Annotated in this window: 20 protein-coding genes and 1 pseudogene; 15 read left to right on the forward strand and 6 right to left on the reverse strand. The window is 54.0% G+C overall.

Annotated features, from left to right (window positions below; translation table 11 throughout):
* Nucleotides 1-235: 235 nt before the first annotated feature.
* The gene (locus DXX3274_RS18300; RefSeq protein WP_042860990.1) at nt 236-1,933 is read right to left on the reverse strand and encodes a methyl-accepting chemotaxis protein; all 1,698 of its coding nucleotides are present in this window, start codon (nt 1,931-1,933) and stop codon (nt 236-238) included.
* Between the two features lie 1,156 nt (nt 1,934-3,089).
* On the opposite strand from DXX3274_RS18300, the gene DXX3274_RS18305 reads away from it, so the two are divergent.
* Nucleotides 3,090-4,520 (forward strand): sensor domain-containing diguanylate cyclase, encoded by a 1,431-nt coding sequence (locus DXX3274_RS18305; RefSeq protein ID WP_238556057.1) that lies wholly within the window; start codon nt 3,090-3,092, stop codon nt 4,518-4,520.
* 274 nt (nt 4,521-4,794) lie between these two features.
* Nucleotides 4,795-6,117: a diguanylate cyclase gene (locus DXX3274_RS18310; protein WP_193747046.1), complete on the forward strand. Its 1,323-nt coding sequence runs from the start codon at nt 4,795-4,797 to the stop codon at nt 6,115-6,117.
* A 4-nt stretch (nt 6,118-6,121) separates the two neighbouring features.
* Here the strand turns inward: DXX3274_RS18310 and DXX3274_RS18315 are convergent, their stop codons facing one another.
* Together DXX3274_RS18315 and uvrA are read right to left on the reverse strand one after the other, a co-directional pair.
* The gene (locus tag DXX3274_RS18315; protein ID WP_042860993.1) at nt 6,122-6,541 is read right to left on the reverse strand and encodes a secondary thiamine-phosphate synthase enzyme YjbQ; all 420 of its coding nucleotides are present in this window, start codon (nt 6,539-6,541) and stop codon (nt 6,122-6,124) included.
* A gap of 90 nt (nt 6,542-6,631) precedes the next feature.
* On the reverse strand, nt 6,632-9,463 hold the full coding sequence (gene uvrA, locus DXX3274_RS18320; protein ID WP_042860994.1) for an excinuclease ABC subunit UvrA: 2,832 nt from the start codon (nt 9,461-9,463) through the stop codon (nt 6,632-6,634).
* Between the two features lie 243 nt (nt 9,464-9,706).
* Between uvrA and ssb1 the strand changes: the two are divergent.
* The 3 genes and pseudogenes from ssb1 (at nt 9,707) to DXX3274_RS22435 (ending at nt 11,302) form a co-directional block, all read left to right on the forward strand.
* Nucleotides 9,707-10,253: pseudogene (gene ssb1, locus DXX3274_RS18325) on the forward strand (single-stranded DNA-binding protein SSB1).
* A gap of 108 nt (nt 10,254-10,361) precedes the next feature.
* Complete coding sequence (locus tag DXX3274_RS18330; RefSeq protein WP_042860995.1) at nt 10,362-10,559, forward strand: hypothetical protein; 198 nt, start codon at nt 10,362-10,364, stop codon at nt 10,557-10,559.
* 53 nt (nt 10,560-10,612) lie between these two features.
* Nucleotides 10,613-11,302, forward strand: coding sequence for a hypothetical protein (locus DXX3274_RS22435; protein ID WP_152495279.1), 690 nt, complete (start codon nt 10,613-10,615; stop codon nt 11,300-11,302).
* 71 nt (nt 11,303-11,373) lie between these two features.
* On the opposite strand, the gene DXX3274_RS18340 is transcribed toward DXX3274_RS22435, so the two are convergent.
* The 3 genes from DXX3274_RS18340 to DXX3274_RS18350 form a co-directional block, all read right to left on the reverse strand.
* Nucleotides 11,374-11,952: a flavin reductase family protein gene (locus DXX3274_RS18340; RefSeq protein WP_042860997.1), complete on the reverse strand. Its 579-nt coding sequence runs from the start codon at nt 11,950-11,952 to the stop codon at nt 11,374-11,376.
* Nucleotides 11,953-11,986: 34 nt separating this feature from the next.
* Nucleotides 11,987-12,616: an NAD-dependent dehydratase gene (locus DXX3274_RS18345; protein ID WP_042860998.1), complete on the reverse strand. Its 630-nt coding sequence runs from the start codon at nt 12,614-12,616 to the stop codon at nt 11,987-11,989.
* Nucleotides 12,617-13,017: 401 nt separating this feature from the next.
* Nucleotides 13,018-13,527: a hypothetical protein gene (locus DXX3274_RS18350; RefSeq protein ID WP_042860999.1), complete on the reverse strand. Its 510-nt coding sequence runs from the start codon at nt 13,525-13,527 to the stop codon at nt 13,018-13,020.
* Nucleotides 13,528-13,911: 384 nt separating this feature from the next.
* On the opposite strand from DXX3274_RS18350, the gene DXX3274_RS18355 reads away from it, so the two are divergent.
* The 10 genes from DXX3274_RS18355 to DXX3274_RS18400 all read left to right on the forward strand — a co-directional run bounded on the left by DXX3274_RS18355 (nt 13,912) and on the right by DXX3274_RS18400 (nt 21,614).
* Nucleotides 13,912-14,484 (forward strand): DUF4255 domain-containing protein, encoded by a 573-nt coding sequence (locus tag DXX3274_RS18355; protein ID WP_042861000.1) that lies wholly within the window; start codon nt 13,912-13,914, stop codon nt 14,482-14,484.
* Between the two features lie 22 nt (nt 14,485-14,506).
* On the forward strand, nt 14,507-15,316 hold the full coding sequence (locus DXX3274_RS18360) for a hypothetical protein (protein ID WP_042861001.1): 810 nt from the start codon (nt 14,507-14,509) through the stop codon (nt 15,314-15,316).
* Nucleotides 15,317-15,449: 133 nt separating this feature from the next.
* Nucleotides 15,450-17,003 carry a phage tail sheath C-terminal domain-containing protein gene (locus tag DXX3274_RS18365; RefSeq protein ID WP_039692527.1) on the forward strand — a complete coding sequence of 518 codons (1,554 nt, stop codon included), beginning with the start codon at nt 15,450-15,452 and terminating at the stop codon, nt 17,001-17,003.
* A 51-nt stretch (nt 17,004-17,054) separates the two neighbouring features.
* Entirely contained in the window at nt 17,055-17,525 is a 471-nt protein-coding gene (locus tag DXX3274_RS18370) for a phage tail protein (protein ID WP_042861002.1), read from the forward strand.
* Between the two features lie 80 nt (nt 17,526-17,605).
* Nucleotides 17,606-18,064, forward strand: coding sequence for a phage tail protein (locus DXX3274_RS18375; protein WP_042861003.1), 459 nt, complete (start codon nt 17,606-17,608; stop codon nt 18,062-18,064).
* Between the two features lie 19 nt (nt 18,065-18,083).
* Nucleotides 18,084-18,266, forward strand: coding sequence for a hypothetical protein (locus DXX3274_RS18380; protein WP_042862209.1), 183 nt, complete (start codon nt 18,084-18,086; stop codon nt 18,264-18,266).
* Between the two features lie 15 nt (nt 18,267-18,281).
* Nucleotides 18,282-18,929 (forward strand): peptidoglycan-binding protein, encoded by a 648-nt coding sequence (locus tag DXX3274_RS18385; RefSeq protein WP_042861004.1) that lies wholly within the window; start codon nt 18,282-18,284, stop codon nt 18,927-18,929.
* 12 nt (nt 18,930-18,941) lie between these two features.
* Nucleotides 18,942-20,732 (forward strand): type VI secretion system tip protein VgrG, encoded by a 1,791-nt coding sequence (gene vgrG, locus DXX3274_RS18390; protein WP_042861005.1) that lies wholly within the window; start codon nt 18,942-18,944, stop codon nt 20,730-20,732.
* A 161-nt stretch (nt 20,733-20,893) separates the two neighbouring features.
* On the forward strand, nt 20,894-21,193 hold the full coding sequence (locus DXX3274_RS18395; protein WP_042861006.1) for a PAAR domain-containing protein: 300 nt from the start codon (nt 20,894-20,896) through the stop codon (nt 21,191-21,193).
* A gap of 1 nt (nt 21,194) precedes the next feature.
* Complete coding sequence (locus DXX3274_RS18400; RefSeq protein ID WP_042861007.1) at nt 21,195-21,614, forward strand: GPW/gp25 family protein; 420 nt, start codon at nt 21,195-21,197, stop codon at nt 21,612-21,614.
* Nucleotides 21,615-21,644: the final 30 nt, after the last annotated feature.

Consider the following 21,644-nt stretch of genomic DNA (forward strand, 5'->3'; position numbering starts at 1 on the left):
TTTAACTCAATCACAAGGTTTATAGCCCTGGCTCTCATTCGAAGCTCACTCTGTTTCATATCGTGATAGCTGATCACGACATGAGCAAGATACAAGCCTCTCCTTGTCGTACGGGCGATGAAGTGGCAAAGAAACGACACCGTTTATCCCGCACGAAACCCTTCACAGCACCGACATGTTCTCTCTACCCTCATCCGGCAGTATTCCCTCCCCCACTCGGGGAGGGAAATATCACTCAGAACGACGTCCAGTCGTCATTGCTGCCGGCGGCGGCGGCACGTTTTTCAGTCGCAACCGGGCGAACGGAAGCGGCAGACGGCAGCGCGTGGGATAGCGTCGCCGACTGGCGGACCGGCGACGGCGCGCCGTTGTTGCCCTGCGGCGTCAGGCGGAACGCGCTGACCGCTTCGGCCAGCAGCGACGCCTGCGATTGCAGCGACAGCGCGGCGGATGCCGACTCTTCCACCAGCGCCGCGTTCTGCTGGGTGGTGGTGTCGATTTGTCCGACCGCGATGTTGATCTGGCTGATGCCATCGCTCTGCTCATGGCTGGCCTGCGAGATCTCGTTGATAATGCTATGCACATCTTTAACGTGACCAGTCAGTCCATCCATCGTGGACTCGGCGGTATCCACCAGTTGCATCCCTTCCTGAATCTTGTCCACCGAATCGTCGATCAGTTCCTTGATCTCTTTAGCCGCCGTGGCGCTGCGCTGCGCCAGCGAACGCACTTCGCCGGCCACCACCGCGAAACCGCGCCCCTGCTCGCCGGCGCGCGCGGCTTCCACCGCGGCGTTCAGCGCCAGAATGTTGGTCTGGAACGCGATGCCATCGATCACGCCGATGATTTCAGCCATACGCATTGAGGCTTCACGAATACTCCGCATCTTATTGGTGACCGACAGCATCACTTCACCGCTACGGTGCGCGGCCGACGACGCCTGATTGGCGATCGACGTAGCCTGCTGGGTGTTTTCCGCGGTGTTTTTAATGGTCGACACCAGTTCTTCCATCGACGCCGCCGTCTGCTCCAGCGAGCTGGCTTGTTCTTCGGTACGGGACGAGAGATCCTGATTACCCGCGGCGATTTGCGAGGCGGCGGTGGAAATGGCCTCCGCGCCGTCGCGCACCTGGCCGACAATCTGGCGCAGGCTGTCGTTCATGTTGTCCAGCGCCTGCAATAGTAATCCGGCTTCGTCCTTACGAGTGGAGGAGATCTGCAAGGTGAGGTCGCCCTGCGATACGCGGTCCGCCATGACCAACGCCTGTTGAATCGGCTGGGTGACGCTACGGGTGATCGCCATCGCCACCCAGACGCTAAGCGCCACGCCAATACCCAGAATCGTCAGCAGGACCAGCCGGATATCGTGATAAGTGGCCGACATGGCATCAACGGTGCTCATCATCGCATTGTCCTGATAATCCACCAGTTGGCGCACCGCATTACGGTACTCCCGCTGCGCCGGGTTGAGACGCTGATTAAATTCATTCAGCGCTTCTTCCCGATTGTTGGCTTTCACCAGTGCCACGACTTTTTGCCCGGATTCCAGAAACTGCGCACGGATACGACGAATATCGCCAATCTGTTGCTGGAGTTTCGCATCGTTGGATTCATTGGCATTTTTTTCCAGCGCATCCATCAGACGGGTGATTTCTTTCGATATGGGGGGAATTTGATCAGACACCGCTTTGATACGGTCATCGCCCGATACCAGCAGCAGTTGCTGGAAAATCCGCACGCCTTCATTCACATTTTCGATCAGGGTGTTGGCATCAACGGTTTGGGGATAAATCTCCTGAACAATATCACGCGCACTGTCATGAAAACTCGACAGCCTGGTTATCGATAATATGCCCACAACGACCAGCATGACGGCCAGAACGGCAAAACCAGCCCCCAGCCGATACCCGATTCGCCAATCAGATAAACGCATATTCAGCTCCTCACTCCTTTATTAAGAACAAAATGTCATAAAACATGACTTCCTCAGGGGCAAAACGCAGAGCCGCGGCTAAATACAGCAGGTATCGCATCCGTTACTGTTAGTAATCGTGATAAAAAAAGAAACAACCTCGCCAGTTGGTAACTGTCCATCACGATGAAATACTTCTCATCGCCTTTTCAGGCGACAAAAATCATTTCTTTTCCACAGTGTGTAAGACAAAAACATTATAAAAAAAAGAAATTCAAAAATAGTAAGGCTAAGACCGGACGCGAAATAGTATTCACCGGCTGCCATGACATGCACTCTGGCCTGCTCCCTGACCTACTATCGGCACCTCATTCTAGCAACCTTTATGATTCGATCGATAAAAACATTCAAATAATAACTATAAATAGCAATAGGCTATTGGTTTTCAGATATCGATCGGAAATAACCACAAAAAAGACATACTATTATCAAGGTTAACGCACACCAGCAGCGAAATGTTAACAAGGCACAACGGTAGCGCCGGTTAAAAAAGAGCGGTGGAAAAGAGGCGCGGCCTGATTACTTTTCATTAATAAAAATAATCAGTTGCAAAAAAATGTTACCAACAGCGGCCGTGGTGAACGGCTCGTCTGAGTTAAAAAGACAGCCGCCAGACGGGTTTTCTTATTACCTGTCGTCAGGTAAGCCAGGATAAAAAGCGAAACAACCGAAATTAATACCAAGCTAATAAAAATCAGTCGGATATGATAACAATTCTTATATCTGACACTCGCAATCAGACAATGTAATTTATTAAAACACGGTTTCTTTCCCTATTACCGTTCCTGCTAAAAATTTCCCATAACCTGTGTTGACACTATTTTAAACCTTGACTAATACTTAATCATTAAGGCCGACATTCCACCTTAATTGGGAAATGAATTAATTGCACATTTTGTGCAACCAGAAATGGTAATAAGCCGGTAAATATAACTAAATGCGGATAAAAAAACTGCTACAAATAAATCTTTTGCATTTAATACTGTTCATTTCTCTCGCCAGCATGTTCGTTACGCTATTGAATAGCTATTTCACTTTTTATCACGTTCAAAAGAAAATTCTTGTTGAACAAGCAGTTAAAGTCAACTCAAGTTATTCAGCCAAATTATCCGCGACCGTGGATAACTTTTTCTCTACGTCGGAAGAACAGCTGGGCTACAGCGCCAGGCTGATCGCCAACCATATCCAGTCCGGTAATATTCGGTCGTTACAAGCCGAGTTGCAACGTATTCATCAGTTAAGCCACGGATTTAACTCAATGCTGGTGATTACGGCAAACAGCCAGATCATTGCAGCCTCGCCGACGTCACTTAATTTGACGGGCATCACACTTACCTCAAACCGGCATCTGACCACGTTAAGAGAAAAGCGGTTTTTTATCAGCCCTCCTTACACGTCCCTGAGCGGCAATTATATTATCTTTATTTCCCACCCTATTCTGGATGATGGCGGGAATTATCTCGGTTATATCGGCGGTTCCCTTTATCTTAATAACCGTCGTATTCTGAATGAATTCATGAATACGCAATTCAGTAATGACAGCTTTAATACTTATGTGATTGATAAAGAAGGCACCATTATTTATCACCGCGACGCCAGTCAGATTGGCAGAAAATTCAACGACTCGAATATTCTGGGTTCGATCGCCAACCAGGATAAAGGCAGCTTTATGATGCCTGATGAACAGGGTATTCCGTCACCAGCATCGTTTATCCGAACCCAGAAGGCGGACTGGATTATTATCACCCAGCAGTCGTTCCATTCGCTTGAGGAAGCGCTGAATGATGTGATGCTCAGCGTCCTGAAGCAAGGCACGCCGTTGGGTATCATCACCCTGCTGGCGCTCAGCATTCTGGCCTATTACATCTCCAAACCGCTGCGCCAGTTGGCCAAATCGGCCAGCAGCATGGATCAGCTCGGCGTCATTAGCAAAATCCGCTCGGTCAAATCCTGGTACCTGGAAGCAGAACAGCTAAAACGGGTCTTGCTGATGGGCACAGTCTTGCTGCACAAGCGTATTGGCCGCCTCAGCTCGGAAGCCCATACCGACCTGCTTTCTGGCATGCTGAACCGACGGGGCATGCTGGAAAGTATGGAAGAGATCCGCAGCGAATATAAGAAAGTCTCGGTGATCGCCATTGATATCGATCACTTCAAAACGATCAATGACTCGTTTGGTCATGACGTCGGTGACGAGGTGATTCGCAAACTGAGCCAGCAGATCCGTAAAAACTTCCGCAAGACCGACCTGGTCTGCCGCATCGGCGGCGAAGAGTTCCTGATTCTGCTGCCGGGCGCGGATGTTCATGTCGCCACGGTGATTGCCGAGCGGTTGCGTAATAACGTCGCCAACACCGTCTATATGCCGGGTTCCCGTCACCATCAGGTCACCATTTCCATTGGCGTGACGACCTTTAACCCGCAGAAGTCGGCGCTGGATATCGCCATCAAAACGGCGGACAACGCGCTGTACAAAGCCAAAAATGGCGGCCGTAATCAGGTGGTGGTGGAATACCTCTCCGACGATATTTCTCTGGCACAACATTAACCGCGCCCGACTTCTTGTGTCGCGGCGCGGTTCCTCCGTCTGCCGAAAGGCTCGCTTCTGACGCATCCGCTGAATTGTGAGACCCTGCCTAATGTTATAGATTCGTGTATCAGAACAAAAAATCGGACTTTCAACGACAATGGCAGACTGTCAAAAAACCAAACTTTTTTTTACCGGTTTATTGGTATCATTTTGTTTGTCTTATTTATTTCTGTTTAACATCCAGAATGCGAAAATTGCCCCGCTCTGGCCGGTTAACGCTTTTATGGCTTTCATGGCGATAACCAACAGAAAACAGCTGCATTACTCCGTTTTTTTCGTCCTGTTTTTTATTAGCCACACCGCGGCCTCATTCAGCATCCCGCAGGATATTTCCCGGCAAAATCAGACGCTGCTCGGCATTATCGACAGCCTGTTTGTGCCGCTCTATTTCCTGTCCTTGCAGACTGTTATCCGGTTTAAGAACCTGTACTACCCCATTCGAAGAACGGTCATTTTGTGTGCGCCGATAGTGATAACCAGCATTCTTCAGTCGCTGGTGTATTGCAGCCTGCTGTACTCGCTTGATAACGGCAATTATGTGGTGGCGTCGCTCGACTGGGCTACCGAACAGATCGCCACCGGCGTTCTGCTGTTCCTGATTCTTAACGGATTCATGGCCTATAAACGGGCAGGAGCGCCATTATTAAAGGCAGTTCAGCGGCATAAAGCCGACGCGATGCTGATCGCCGCCTCGGTGCTGGTGCAAATTCTGCTGATACAGAGCAGCACGCTGGAACAAACCATCCTGCTGCTCATCCCGCTGGCGCTGGTCTCGATAAAACTGAATTTCTATCCGTCGGCCCTGCTGTCGGGCCTGACGCTATCCATCGTCTATACCCTTATCTCCACACGTTATTATGGCGATTACTGGAAAGACACCTCGCTTATCTATCTTGAAAACCTGATTTCCTATCGCCTGAACACCCTAATTTCCTGTCTGGTGATCATGCTCATTTGTGAAAAGAATTATGCCAAACGTTTTGCCATCAACATTATCAAGCGGAAAGTTTATACCGATTATCTGTCGGGGCTATATAACCGGAAATTCCTGTGGAAAAAGGTCCGCGAAATACCGAAAGAGACCACGCTGTCGGTATTGATCTGCGATATTGATAACTTCAAACATATTAACGACACCTATGGACACGGCAATGGCGATAAAATTATCCAGGCCGTCTCCCAGACCATAAAAACGCATATTTCGAACCACGATCTCGCCGTGCGCTGGGGTGGCGAAGAATTTCTGATTTTGTCGCGCTCACCGGACAAGCAGTATCTCGATACCCTCAGCACGCGCATTCTGGACAGCATCCGTCAGTTACAAATTACGCTTGACGGCGACATTGCCCGGCACGTCACGGTGAGTATCGGCGGTTGCACATTCGAGTATCAGCAATCGCCGGATTTTGTCATGGCGATCGAAACGGCGGATAAATTACTGTATCAGTCCAAGCAGGCGGGGAAAGATAGAGTCACCCTGCGCTCGCTGACGCAGGACGCTAACGAATCGGAATCATACCTGCCCGTCTTGCCGGCGGAACACGAAAAACGGTAATAACCTACTCGCCCTGCAGCGTCGCCACCAGCGAACGGCTGCCGCCGTGGTTGCGGTGTTCGCACAGGTAAATCCCCTGCCAGGTGCCGACATGCAGCCGACCATTGCGCACCGGCAACATCAGGCTGCTGCCCAGCAAACTGCTTTTCAGGTGCGCCGGCATGTCGTCGCTGCCTTCGTAGGTATGCCGGTAATAGGGCTCATCTTCCGGCACCAGATGGTTGAAGGCGCTTTCGAAATCCTGCCGTACCGTCGGATCGGCGTTTTCATTGAGCGTCAGCGAGGCCGAAGTATGGCAGATAAACACATGCAGCAACCCCACCTTCACGTCACGCAGATCCGTCACCTGCGCCAGCACCTCATCGGTGATCAAATGAAAACCGCGGGGACGGGGCTTCAGCCGAATATCGTATTGTTTCCACATTGCGCGTCTCCTGTGGTGATGAATGATTGCCAGAGGATGCCATAAAAAAGCGCGGCAAGCCGCGCTTAACAACCTCCATCTGGAACACGCTTAACCGCGTTCCAGAATCGGTTTCAGGAAACGGGCGGTGTGGGATTTCTCACACTGCGCCACCGTTTCCGGCGTGCCGGAAACCAGAATTTCACCGCCGCCGCTGCCGCCTTCCGGCCCCAGATCGACGATCCAGTCCGCGGTCTTGATCACGTCCAGATTGTGTTCGATCACCACAATGGTGTTGCCCTGATCGCGTAATTGATGCAGTACCGCCAGCAGTTGCTGGATATCGGCGAAGTGCAGGCCGGTGGTGGGTTCGTCCAGAATATAGAGCGTCTGCCCGGTGCCGCGTTTCGACAGCTCGCGCGCCAGCTTCACGCGCTGCGCCTCGCCGCCGGACAAGGTGGTGGCGGACTGCCCCAGCCGGATGTAGGACAAACCGACATCGATCAGCGTTTGCAGTTTACGCGCCAGCGCCGGAATGGCGTCGAAGAACTCGCGCGCTTCTTCGATAGTCATCTCCAGTACTTCATGGATGCTCTTGCCCTTGTATTTAATCTCCAGCGTTTCGCGGTTATAGCGTTTGCCTTTGCACTGATCGCAGGGGACATAAATATCCGGCAGGAAGTGCATTTCCACCTTGATCACGCCATCGCCCTGACAGGCTTCGCAACGCCCGCCGCGCACGTTAAAGCTGAAACGGCCGGGGTTATAACCGCGGCTGCGCGCTTCCGGCACGCCGGCGAACAACTCGCGGATCGGCGTGAACACGCCGGTGTAGGTGGCCGGATTGGAGCGTGGAGTGCGGCCGATCGGGCTTTGATCGATGTCGATCACCTTGTCGAAATGCTCCAGCCCCTGAATGTCGCGGTACGGCGCCGGTTCGTTCAGCTCGCCGCCGTTGAGCTGGCGTTGGGCGATCGGGAACAGGGTATCGTTGATCAACGTCGACTTGCCTGAGCCGGACACCCCGGTAATGCAGGTGAACAGCCCGACCGGCAGGGTCAGAGTAACGTCTTTCAGGTTGTTGCCGCGTGCGCCAATCAGCTTAAGAACTTTGCCCGGATCCGCCGGTATGCGCTGCGCCGGGATCTCGATTTTGCGCGCGCCGCTCAGGAACTGGCCGGTCAGCGATTCCGGCACCGCCATGATCTGAGAGGCAGTCCCTTCGGCGATCACCTGCCCGCCGTGAACGCCCGCGCCGGGGCCGATGTCGATGATATGGTCGGCGGCGCGGATAGCGTCTTCATCGTGCTCCACCACAATCACGGTGTTGCCAAGATTACGTAGATGGATCAGCGTCTCCAGCAGGCGCTCGTTATCGCGCTGGTGTAGGCCAATGGACGGTTCGTCCAGCACGTACATCACCCCGACCAGACCGGCGCCGATCTGGCTAGCCAGACGAATACGCTGCGCCTCGCCGCCGGACAACGTCTCCGCCGAGCGCGACAGCGACAGGTAATTCAGGCCGACGTTAACCAGAAAACGCAGGCGGTCGCCAATCTCTTTCAGCACTTTCTCGGCGATTTTCGCCCGCTGACCGCTCAGTTTGATGTTATGGAAAAACTCCATCGCGTGGCCGATGCTCATATCGGCGATCTGCGGCAGCGTGGTCTGCTCCACATAGACGTGGCGCGCTTCTTCACGCAGCCGGGTGCCGTTACAGCTGGCGCACGGCCGGTTGCTGATGAACTTAGCCAGTTCCTCGCGCACCGCGGTCGATTCGGTCTCTTTGTAGCGGCGCTCCATATTATTGAGCACCCCTTCGAACGGATGGCGGCGCACCGACGTATCGCCGCGATCGTTAATGTATTTGAACTCGATATTTTCCTTGCCGGAGCCGTAAAGAATGACTTTCTGAATCGCCGGACTAAGGCTATCGAACGGCGCTTCAACGTCGAATTCGTAATGATCCGCCAGCGAGCGCAGCATCTGGAAATAGTAGAAGTTACGGCGATCCCAGCCGCGAATGGCGCCGCCGGCCAGCGACAGTTCGCCGTTTTGCACCACGCGCGCCGGGTCGAAAAACTGCTGTACGCCAAGCCCGTCGCAGGTCGGGCAGGCGCCCGCCGGGTTGTTGAATGAAAACAGCCGGGGCTCCAGCTCATGCATGCTATAGCCGCACACCGGGCAGGCGAAGTTGGCGGAGAACAGCAGTTCCGGCGCGTTCGGGTCATCCATATCCGCCACCACGGCGGTGCCGCCGGACAGCTCCAGCGCGGTTTCAAACGATTCGGCCAGACGCTGCGCCAAATCGTTGCGCACTTTAAAACGGTCCACTACCACTTCAATGGTGTGCTTTTTCTGCAACTCCAGTTTCGGCGGGTCCGACAGGTCGCACACTTCGCCGTCGATACGGGCGCGGATGTAGCCCTGCGTCGCCAGATTTTCCAGCGTCTTAGTGTGTTCGCCCTTACGTTCTTTAACGATCGGCGCCAACAGCATCAGCCGTTTGCCTTCCGGCTGCGACAAGACGTTGTCCACCATCTGGCTCACGGTCTGGGCATCAAGCGGAATATCGTGTTCCGGGCAGCGCGGCTCGCCGACGCGGGCGAACAGCAAACGCAGGTAATCGTGGATTTCAGTGATGGTGCCGACGGTAGAACGCGGGTTGTGCGAGGTGGATTTCTGCTCGATGGAAATGGCGGGCGACAACCCTTCGATGTGATCCACATCCGGCTTTTCCATCAGCGACAGGAACTGGCGGGCGTAGGCCGACAGCGATTCCACGTAACGACGTTGCCCTTCGGCATACAGCGTATCGAACGCCAGCGAGGATTTGCCGGAACCGGATAACCCCGTCACGACGATCAGTTTATCGCGTGGAATAATCAGGTTGATATTCTTCAGGTTATGGGTACGGGCACCACGAATTTCGATCTTATCCATGCACACTTTTCCCGCAATAGACGCTGTTCTTTCATCCTTTCCGTACGAAAGGAAACCGGTAGAAACGGCCGATTATGGCACAAAATAAACTGAATGGATATCCAGTATCCGATTGCAACAACGGCAACGCAGGAAAAAAGACCGGAGCTGGCTCGCGACTCTCACACCGGTATAATCTGCGGCACTGACATGCTAGAATTCTTCGCTTAAACTTTAAAAAGTGATTGATCAGGAGACACCAACATGGCCAGCAGAGGCGTTAATAAAGTGATTCTTATCGGGAATCTGGGTCAGGACCCGGAAGTCCGTTATATGCCGAATGGCGGTGCAGTTGCTAACCTGACTCTGGCCACGTCGGATAGTTGGCGCGACAAGCAGACCGGCGAGCAGAAAGAGCGTACCGAGTGGCACCGCGTCGCGCTGTACGGCAAGACTGGCGGAAATCGCCGGTGAGTACCTGCGCAAAGGTTCTCAGGTGTATATCGAAGGTCAGTTGCGTACCCGTAAATGGCAGGATCAGGGTGGTCAGGATCGCTACACCACTGAAGTGGTGGTCGATATCTCCGGCAGCATGCAGATGCTGGGCGGCCGTGCCGGCGGCGGCGCTCCGGCCGGCGGCGGCATGGGCAACAATGCGGGTGGCAACGCGCCACAAGGCGGTTGGGGGCAACCACAGCAGCCGCAGCAAGCGAACCAGTTCAGCGGCGGCGGTCAGTCCCGTCCGCAGCAAAGCGCGCCGATGCCGAGCAACGAGCCGCCGATGGATTTTGATGACGATATTCCGTTCTGATAAGCGTCATCAGTGCCGGGGCCAACACTGGCTTCGGCATTATGTACAGGTTCAAGGATGAACCCGGTTACCACAATAAATTCAGAAAAAAGGACGAGGATATTGCCTATGTCACGTTCATTTGAATTGCAGAGAATTTCCGAAGCACACCGCCAGGCTATGTTGCAATCCGTCGAACAGGCATCAAACCGCAACAGCGCCGCAGGTGTGGCGGCAACAGTCAGAACACTCTCTCAGTCGGATCTGAACGAGATGATTCATCAGGCTATGAGTCAGGTATTACGCTCCAGTGACGAACAAGGCTAACATTAACTGCTGCTTGAAAAACCTTTCGTGTTAACAAAGGACGTTGTTTTAGAGTGATGGAAAGCGATAATTCTTTGGTTATAGCTAATGAAAAATCATGGGTTTTTCAGTTACTGGTAAAAAGTCCAGAAGACAGTATTGGCTTGATAGCCTACTCATTCTATAAACTTGAAAAAAACCAATACGCTGAAAAACTGCGTGCTAATGGTCAATCCGATCAGGAAATTGATCTTGCCGTAAAGCAATTTCATGAGCAGGTTGTACATACTCAACGACGTTTAGATGCTTACCGTGATAATGCCAGAACAATGTTTTCTCGCCTGTTGGAAGACTGGGAAGAGGAAATCAGGAAGGATTATCAGCAGCAACTCGATATTATTGATAAGAAAAACTCGGAAATAGAAAATCTTAAAATAGAAATAGATAAAAAAAATCGAACAATAGCCGAGAACGACATAATAAAAAATCGGGCCATTGAGAATGCAAAAGAAGAGGCTATCAAAGAATTTTTTCGAGCCGCATCAAGAAAAGAAAAACAAAAAACACCAATTACATTACGTGTATTATCCTGGATATGGAGTGGCTTCTCAGGAATCATTGCCAGCGTTATCTTATTTATTTTCTTCTATGGCATGGTGGGGTTATTAACTACACCAGAAAGAAAATCACAAATCTGGCAATGGGGTATAGAATCATTTAAATCCTCATCCCCTTTACCGCCAATAGAAAACAGTAAACCATAATAAATACGGTCAGCTGTATTATGACGCTTATTTCCCCCAACGCCCTGCCCTTGCAGGGCGTTCGTTTATGGTCACGACGCTTTCGCATCCAGCGCATCGCCGATGGCGTAGTAGTGCCCGCCCGCCACATGATGCAGGCTGCGCCATTTCGGGTCGGCGTCTTCAAAATGCCAGTGACCGTGGCTGAATACGTGCGAATCAGCCCAGGCGCCGATGATCTCGCCGATAAACAGGTCGTAGGTTTGCTGGTTGTGAGGTTCAGGAATCAGTTTGCACAGCAACCAGGCGGCGCAACCGGCAACCAGCGGAACATCCGATTCACCGGTGCGGAACAGTTCCACCTGACAGAGCGCCAGCTTGTCCGGGCTATCCCGCAGGCTAATGCTGCCGACCTGATTGGTCAGTTCCAGCTGTGCCGCCGTCGGCACCTGAATGGCGAAATAACCGCTGTTTTCCAGCAGCTCGCGTGTTTTTGTCGCCTTATCCAGCACCACGGTCAGCTTGGGCGGTGTGAAATCCAGCGCACAGCACCAGGCCGCCGCCATCACATCGTCCACACCATCATGACAAGCCGACACCAGCACCGTCGGTCCGTGGTTAACCAGACGATAGGCTTTTGCCAGTTCAACCGGTGAAATCGCGCTATTCATATTGACTCCTGCGTTATGCACTTTGCCCTTCACTTTACACCAGATGTTCAGAGGTAATCGCCCGCACGCCAGCGGCAGGGTTCAGCGCCGCCGCCAGCAACGCATCCGCAATCCGTTCAGCCGGATTGATACGCCAGCTTAACGGCAGCAACGGATGTAGTACGCGCAGCGCCTGCTGCGCTACCCATTCTCCGGGCCGGCGCTCGTCACGCTGGCCGCCTATCAGCCCAGGGCGCACCAGCGTCAACGAGGAGAACCCCACCCCGGCCAGATCCCGTTCCAGTTCGCCTTTCACCCGGTTATAGAAAAAACGTGATGATACGTTGGCGCCCGACGCCGAATTCAGCACATAGGCCGGCGTGCCATGCGCGTGAGCCAGCCGCGCTGCGCTCAGCGGATAGTCGTGATCGACCCGATAGAACGCCGTCTGACTGCCCGCCGCCTTGATAGTGGTGCCCAGCGTGCAAATTACCGCATCCGCCTGCCACCAGTCGGCGTCTTCCGGTAATTGTTCAAAATTCACCTGCGGCGCGCTCAGTTTGTCATGGGCCGGCAATGCACGACGCGCCGGTGCCACCACCTGCGTAATACGTGTATCGGCCAGCGCTTTTACTAACACCTGATGACCGACCAGCCCGGTTGCTCCGATCAGTAATAATCTCATGTTTATTTCTCTGTATTGGGTAATGACGCGAAACAGTTTAGAAAAATAGTAGATCACGCTAAAGGTATGTAGTCCGAATAGTGCGATCGAATTAATCGCCAGATATCACAAATCACCAATCGGGCTGAGTCATATTCGACATAGCATTTAAGCATAATTGCAATCGATGGGCGGTGATGTTGCGGAAATAGAAACGAATGCCCCGTCGGTTGTTTGTGTTTCTAAAACAGATAAAATTCAAAAAACCGTACAATAACAATAATTGTGCTTCATTTCCAAAGCTATAACAAAGCGCCGAAATGAATGAGGCCTAATATAGAAATGAGCGGACCGCGCAACTTTTTGCGCAAGTCCGTTCAACCGGTAGATCCGTTCAACTCAAAGGTTGAGCTGCCTCACCATTATGGTTTGCAAACAATGTCCTTGCCTTCAACCTTCGAAAATTTGACCGTCTTGTCATTGATGCGCCAGGCGTGTTCAACCGTCCTTGGCCATGGTTTTTCCTCCGATGGGATAAACGTAACAAACGTATCGAAGGAATTCGAACCATCAACTACACACGAAACGATTTGTGCTTTAGGGTTTTCTTTCGGTGAACGTGACGATAGGACGTCTTTGACGATTTCGCGACGCTCGAGTAAGAAATACTCCCGACCGCATATTTGCCATGACATAAGCGACCATGGATCACCATCACTTTCCATGCCGTAAGTCCCCAGATCTTTTAGATCAATACTCTTGTAACGCTCTTCAATGGCAACAACACGCTCATTTGGCATATGACGCCCGATTAATGCCGAGGGAATATCACTCTTACAGGTTATACCATCGAATGACTTCGCCGCTCCAATAGCGTGGGAAGAGAGTAAAATAAGGGGTAAAAGTAGACTGACAGAACGCCCCAAGGTCATGTATAGCCTCCGAATAGCTAATATAGAGATAATAAAATCATCAAGAAAAAAGATGAGAAAAACCTCAAATACAGGTTTAAACTCCTGACAATCGGCAGGGTCAAACCCAATAATCGTGTAACAATATCATAAGAATCAAGCACAAAAAAGCGCCAAATAGATTTAACAAAAGCAGGTAAAAAACGTTACATCAAAAACAGAAGCAATAAAAAAGACAATAAAAATGAATAAATCATTTCAAACACCAGTAAAAACCATGATTAATTCAGTCAGAAATCCGAATGATCTTTTCGGCATGAATTTCATCAGCAATACTTGCTGTACGACTTACAGCCACCTCATTTATAGCGAGTTCTAAAGAGGATAATTAATAAAGGAAAACCCATGATTCACGCCTCTCTCAATTATCTCGCAAGACAACTGAATCAATACCTGAAAAACACCCTGAATCTGCATGACGATGTCGTGGTGATAGCTAACCCGGCCGATGACGATGGCAAGATGTTTCCGCTGGCGAAAAATAAGCTGGTGGTATTTCTGTCGAATATTGAAAGGGAAACGCTGACGCACCGAAGCAATGCCGCTAATCCCGGTAACCGCTTCGCGGTCGCTACGCCGCCGTTATACGTTCGGGTTTCCATGGTGGTGGCGGCGAATTTTACCGGCGCGCAATACGCGGAAGGATTGCAGGTGATTGCGCATGCAATGGCGTTCCTTCATAAGAATGCCTTGCTTAACCGTTATAACGCCCCAGATATGGACGAGGCAATTGAGCAAATATTATTGGAAATGGACAGCCTGCCGCGCCATGAGCTTGGAAATATGTGGAATATGCTGGGAATCCGTTATTTGCCGTCCGCGGTGTATCGCCTGCGGGTGAGAATCGCCGACAGTCAGGCGATTCAGTCTCAGTCGGAAGGCGTCGGGCAGTTGCATACTGTCGTGACAAAGGATTAAGGTAGCAAAGGATTAATCATCCATGAGCGATTACGGCCTGCTGTTTCAGTTGCGTATTGAGCACGAATTCTTTGCCGGCTGCGCCAGCCTGCCGTTTTATGGCGAACTGGCGCCGTCCAGCCAGCACGCCGCAAAACAAGCCGGACTGCTGTTCAAGCCATTGGCCGACGGGCTGATGGTGTTGGCGGATCGGGCGCAGAGCGCCCTGCTCATAACGGAAGCGTTATCGTTGCAATGGTGGTTTTGCAGTCGGGACGCCGGGTTTTTCAGCTATACCGCGATACCTGGGCTGGCGGAGCGGGATACGCCGCGCTTTCGCTACACGCTTGGCGAGTCGGAACCCGGCGAGGTGCGTTTGCAGGCGGCCAACGAAACGGCGCCGGAGGGAACAGCCAATCCGCCCTCCAGTCTGCGCGCCCGGCCGGCGGGCCTGGCCTGGCTGGTTGATATCGAGATAAACGCCGCCGCTATCGCTGCCTTTATCAATCATCAGGCGGCGCCATTATTGATTGTGCCGTTTCTCAGCCAACGGCGGCGCTGGAAATATCTGTTCACCGCGCCGTATGTGAATGCGCAATCGCGTATTCAGGATAGTCGTCAGGACAATCAGTTTGATTATCTGGGAACGGAAACTCTGGCTAACGGAAAAAATGCGCAGGCGTTTATTTCCCGGGAGCCGTTAAAAATGCAGAAAAGGTCTGATTACCATTTTCAGCTTTATCAGGAAAACAAATTATTAATTGACCCATTACCCGTGGCGATGCCGCTTAGTCAATGTCGGTTAAAAACCGAAAAGACATCAGAAGTCGTGTCGGAAATTATTGTTAACTGACATACCGATTAGAAATCGGCAATAAAACATCAACAATCAGCACATTAATCACTGGAGCAGGCACCATCCTTTATTATACGCGCCGTAATGCGGGGGGTGGATATATATACCTCAAATCAGAAGGAATCAAATTATGGGTGTAATGAAAACCCCGGGCGTTTATATTGTTGAGAAAAATGCCTTCCCCAATTCAGTGGTGGAAGTCGCCACCGCGGTGCCGGCATTTATCGGTTATACCGAAAAAGCGGAAAATGGCGGCGTATCGCTACGCAATAAAGCATGGCGTATTACCTCCATGTCGGATTTTCGCCATTATTTCGGCGGCGCGCCGCTGCATAAGTTCGATATCGTCGAAAAAACCGACACGGTATTGGGCGACGCCGCGTTCAGTCAGGCCGGCAAAACCTATGCCCTCACCCAGGCCAATACCCGCTATCTGCTGTATTACAGCATGCTGTTCTTTTTCCAGAACGGCGGCGGCCCCTGTTACATCGTATCGGTGGGCGGCTATCAGGACGCAATCGACGCCGATACCCTGAAAAACGGCATCACCCCGCTGCTCAAGGAGCCGGAACCGACGATGGTGCTGACGCCTGAAGCGGTATGCCTGAAGGAAGACGACTGCATCAATGTGCAGCAGGCGGTGCTGGCTCACTGCGGCGGCACAATGAAAAACCGCGTCGCCATCCTCGACGTCTGGGAAGGTTATAAAGACAGGCAGGACCCCAGCGGCGATTGCATCGCTACCTTTCGTTCCAAGCTGGGCATCAACTACCTGGACTACGCCACCGCGTACTACCCGTGGCTGAACACCTCGATCATTCAGGACAGCGACATCAGCTTCGCCAATATCAATAACCCGGACATCCTGACCACGGTGCTGAACGCCGAGATCGCCGGAGCGTTCAAAGATCTGGACGGGCTGAGCGCCGAGCAGTTGAACAGCGGCGGCAACAAGCTGAAAGCGGCCAAAAAGCAGCAGATGCTGGACGAAGTCGCCAAACTGACGGTGGATCAGAGCGAAGCGGAAAAAACGCTGCTGCACAAGATCCTGTTCTCCATCAGCCCTATCTACAAAAGCGTGCTGGAAAACATCCGGCGCCAGCAGAACCTGCTGCCGCCCGCCGCGTCGATGGCAGGCATCTACACCATGGTCGATAACGCCCGCGGCGTGTGGAAAGCCCCGGCCAACGTCAGTCTGAACGCGGTGGTCTCCCCCAGCGTCAACATCAGCGCCGACGAGCAGGAAGACCTGAACGTCACCACCCAGGGCAAGTCCATCAACGCGCTGCGCACGTTTACCGGCGAAGGCACGCTGGTGTGGGGCGCCCGCACGCTGGACGGCAATAGCCTCGACTGGCGCTACGTCAACGTGCGCCGGACCATGATCATGCTGGAAGAATCCATCAAGCAGGCCGCCAAAGCCTACGTGTTCGAACCCAACACCGCCAATACCTGGGTATCGATGGAAAGCATGATCGAAAACTTTCTGTTTGGGATCTGGAAACGCGGCGGGCTGGCGGGCGCGTCGCCGGAAGACGCCTACAGCGTGGACGTCGGGCTCGGCAAAACCATGACGCCACAGGACATTCTGGAAGGGATCCTGCGCATTACGGTGCTGGTGGCGATCAGCCGCCCGGCCGAATTTATCGAAATCACCTTCCAGCAGCAGATGCAGAAATCCTGATTCTGACCGCTGACGACCTGATGTTTTATCACTTCTTCAAGGAGAACACCCATGGCAGATGACGGTTCCGCTCAGTCAAGCACCGTATGGCCGATGCCCAAATTTCACTTTGAAGTGAAATGGGACGGCGGCGCGGGCGCCAGCATGGTGGCGTCGTTTCAGGAAATTACCGGCCTGGATATCGAAGCCCAGATTATTGAATACCGCGCCGGCAACAGCCCGGTATTTTCCACCATCAAGATGCCCGGCATTATCAAATCCGGCAACGTGACCCTGAAAAAAGGCATTTTCGTCAAAGACAATAACTTCTACGACTGGTTCTCGAAAATAAAGATGAACACCATCGCCCGCACCGCCGTCACCATCAATTTGCTGGATGAAAGCGGCAGCCCGGCCATGACGTGGAAGCTGAAAAATGCCTGGCCGACCAAAGTCAGCGGCACGGATTTGAAATCAGACGGCAATGAAGTGGCGGTGGAAACCATCGAGCTGGCGCACGAAGGGCTGGAGGTTTCGGTGTAACCGCTCCCGGTTTATATACCTGGTTAACGCGGCGATCAGCCGCGTTAACCACATACCAATAAACTGACCCGGTAATGCCGATGCAAAAAAAATCGCCCGGCGGCGAATGGCCGCTACCCGCGTTTTATTTCAGCGTGAATATCGACAACAGCGGCGACGACCAGGCTTTTCAGGAAGTGTCCGGCATCGAATCACGCATTGAAACCGAACCGTTCACCGAAGGCGGCAATAACAGCGTCTATTATCTGCCGACCGCGGTGAAACAGGGGCCGCTGATGCTGCGCCGCGGCCTCAGCCCTGCCGACTCGCCGCTGGTGCGCTGGTGCAAAAGCTGTTTCGAAGGACAGTTGAACCGCCCGATCGTCACCAAAGAGGTGAGCGTCAGTTTGCTGGATGAACGGGGCGACCCCTTGCGGATTTGGCTGTTTTATAACGCCTATCCGATCAGTTGGAGAATCGATCGCTTCCACGCCACCCGTAATGACGTGGCGATTGAAGAGATCGTCTTGTGTTTCAGCCGTTCCAAACGCAAACAGTGACCCAGAAGGAAGCATGATCATGGCAATAGAAGTGCGACAACTGACGATTTATTCCCGGGTCATCCAGCCGAATGAACCGGACTCGCCCCATCAAGCGGAAAGCGCCGCGGAAAACCACGACGCCGGGCCGTCGGCCAACCCGCCCGCCACGCCGGGAGCGATCTCATTTCATCACCTGCAAACCGAGCCGCGGGAACGTTAACCGGAGCCGTTCATCATGCAAAAGCTGACTATCCGCACCGTCGACAAGAAACAGCAATTTGACGTGATGCTTAACCCTGCCGGCATCCGCCATGAACACGGCATCAATTACACCAACCGGTCAGCCGCGGGCAATCGCGCGCTCGGCAGTCTGGCGCCGCGGCTCGGTTTCGCCAGCTATCAGAGCGAAACGCTCAGCTTCGAAATGATGATTGACGGCACCGGCGTGGTGGAGCAACCGCAAAAACCGGACGTCGCCGGCCAAATCACCCAGCTTAAAAACGTGGTGTACCGCTATGTCGGCGACAAGCACGAACCCAGCGTGGTGGTGCTGACCTGGGGCACGCTGTCGTTCAAAGGGCGGCTGACCCGCCTCGCCATCCGCTATTCGCTGTTCGACGCTGCCGGCGCGCCGCTGCGCGCCACCGTCGAGCTGCGTTTTGACAACTATCTGGATAGCAACGAGCAGGCGCTACGCGCCAACCGTTCCTCGCCCGACCTCACCCACAGTGTGGTGGTGAAACAGGGCGATACCCTGCCGCAGCTGTGCCACGCAATCTATCAGGACAGCGCCTATTACGTGGCGGTGGCCCGTTACAACAATCTGACCAGCGTGCGTCACATTGTGCCGGGCACCCGTCTCTACTTTCCTCCACTGGCCTAATGGAATGACGATATGGCGGACTCCCCGGCAGCACACAGTGACGGCGTGGTGACTTATACCATCAGGAGCAACGGCGCCGAAATCGGCAACGATATCCAGCTGTTATCCATTCACGTCTGTAAACGGGTGAATCATATCGCCCGCGCGGAGCTGGTGATTCAGGACGGCGACATGCCGCAAAACCGCTTTCCGCTCAGCAGCGGCGACCTGTTCAAGCCGGGCAACAGCCTGACCATCGCGGCCTGCTACGCCAGTCAGGAACAGCTGCTGTTCGACGGGGTCATCATTCGTCACGGCATCAGCATCAGCGGCGCCGGTCATTCACGGCTGGTGATCGAATGCCGGGACAAGGCTATCGCCATGACGGTGGCCCGCCGCAACGACAACTACCTCAAGCAGAAAGACAGCGACATTTTAAGCCGCCTGATTAGCCGCTGCGCCGGACTCAGCGCCCGCGTCGACACCACCCATACCCAGCACGACGAACTGGTGCAGTTCAACTGTACCGACTGGGATTTTTTGCTCGCCCGGGCGGAAGCCAACGGGCTGGTGGTGTGCAACGACGACGGCGCCGTCGCTGTCGCCGCCCCCAGTCTGAGCGACTCGCCGGTGCTGACCGTCACCTACGGCGACGACCTGATTTCAATCACCGCCGACATCGACGCCCGCCACCAGTTTACCTCGGTGACCGGCGTGGGCTGGGACATCAAAAACCAGCAGCCGCTACAGGAAAAGGCCGCTGCCCAGTCCGTCAGCCGGCAAGGCAACCTGAGCGCCGACGAGCTGGCCCGCGTGCTGGGACTGACGGAATACCGGCTGCAAAGCGCCACGCCGCTGGTTAACACCGTGCTGCGGGATTGGGCCCGCGGCCAGCAGGTAAAATCCGCCCTTTCTCGCCTGCGCGGCACCCTGACCTGCCAGGGCTGCGCCCGCGCGCGCATCAACACGCTGATCGAACTGGCCGGGGTCGGCGCGCGCTTTAACGGTCACCTCTACGTCAGCGGCGTCCGCCATCATATTCAGGACGGCCAGTGGCTGACCCACATCGACTTCGGCATGCCGCCGACGTGGTCGGCCGAACACCGCGATCTGACGCCGCCGCCCGCCGCCGGTCTGCTGCCCGGCGTGGACGGATTACAGATAGGCATCGTCAAAAAACTGGATGGCGACCCGGAACAGCAGCATCGCGTTCAGGTATCGGTGCCGGTGATGCAGGCGGAAAACGACGGTATCTGGGCGCGGCTGGCCAGTTACTACGCCTCAACCGGCATCGGGGCGCAATTCATGCCGGAGGTGGGTGACGAGGTGGTGTTGGGCTACTTCAACAATAACCCGTCGGACCCGGTGATCCTCGGCAGTTTGTACAGCAGCAAAAACCCGCCGCCGGTCACGCCGGACGCCAAAAACACCATCAAAACGCTGGTGACCCGCAGCCAGTTGACGTTGCAGTTCAACGAAGAGGACAAGGTGATCACCATTACCACCCCCGGCGGCAATCAGGCGGTGCTGAGCGACAAGGACAAAATGGTGACGCTGCTGGACCAGAACGGCAACAGCGTCACGCTGGATTCCTCCGGCATCACGCTGGACAGCCCGAAGAACATCACCCTCAACGCCAAAGGAAAAATCGAACTGACCGCCGCCAGCGCCATCAATATCAGCGCCAAAGCCAACGTCACCGCCGAGGGAATGAACGTCAGCCTGTCAGCCAAAACCGGCCTGACCGCCAAAGGCAACGCCACCGCCGAACTGTCGGCCTCCGGCCAGACGGTGGTGAAGGGCGGCATCGTGATGATCAATTAACGCTGATTAACAGAGATCAATAGAGAGGCAGTTATCGAATGTCTGGCGGAATTGAGCAAAGTTTCGTGCGGGATAAACCTCATTTTTTCTTTGCAACGTCATCGCACGCACGACAACGAGACAGCGTTGTTAGTTATCTACAAAAGTGAGGGGAAACACCGATGCCGCCAGCCGCTCGCCTGACCGATTTACACGCCTGCCCGATGGTGACGCCGGGGCTGCCGCCGATCCCCCATGTCGGCGGTCCGGTCATCGGTCCCGGCGTGCCGACCGTATTGATCGGCAAACTGCCGGCGGCGGTGATGGGCGACAACTGTATGTGCGTCGGGCCGCCGGACGTCATCGTTAAAGGCTCCGCCACCGTGCTGATCGGCGGGAAACCGGCCGCCCGCATCGGCGATGCCACCGCTCACGGCGGCAACATCGCGCTCGGCGACTTCACCGTATTGATAGGAGGATAACGTGGATAACGATAATGCGTTTCTCGGCACCGGCTGGGGGTTCCCGCCGCAGTTTGACGCCGCCGCTCAAAGCATCGGCATGGTAAGCGGCGACGAAGACGTCCGGCAAAGTCTGGCACTGCTGCTCTCTACCCGCCCCGGCGAGCGCATCATGGCGCCGGAATACGGTTGCGATATTCAGGGCATGGTGTTTGAAGACCTCACCCTCTCCACCCTCACCGACATGAAAACCCGCATCGAACAAGCCATCCTGTTCTTCGAGCCGCGCATCCGGCTACAGGCGATCGTCATCGACAACCAGCAGGCCATCGACGGCACACTGTTGATTCATCTCGACTACACCCTGATCGCCACCAATACCCGCAGCAACATGGTGTACCCGTTCTATCTGCGCGAAGGCACGCTGGTGGCGACGCCGTGACGCGCGCCGCCACGCCAAACCACCGGTTTT

The sequence above is a fragment of the Dickeya sp. NCPPB 3274 genome, from assembly GCF_000406205.1.
Lineage (GTDB): Bacteria > Pseudomonadota > Gammaproteobacteria > Enterobacterales > Enterobacteriaceae > Dickeya > Dickeya fangzhongdai.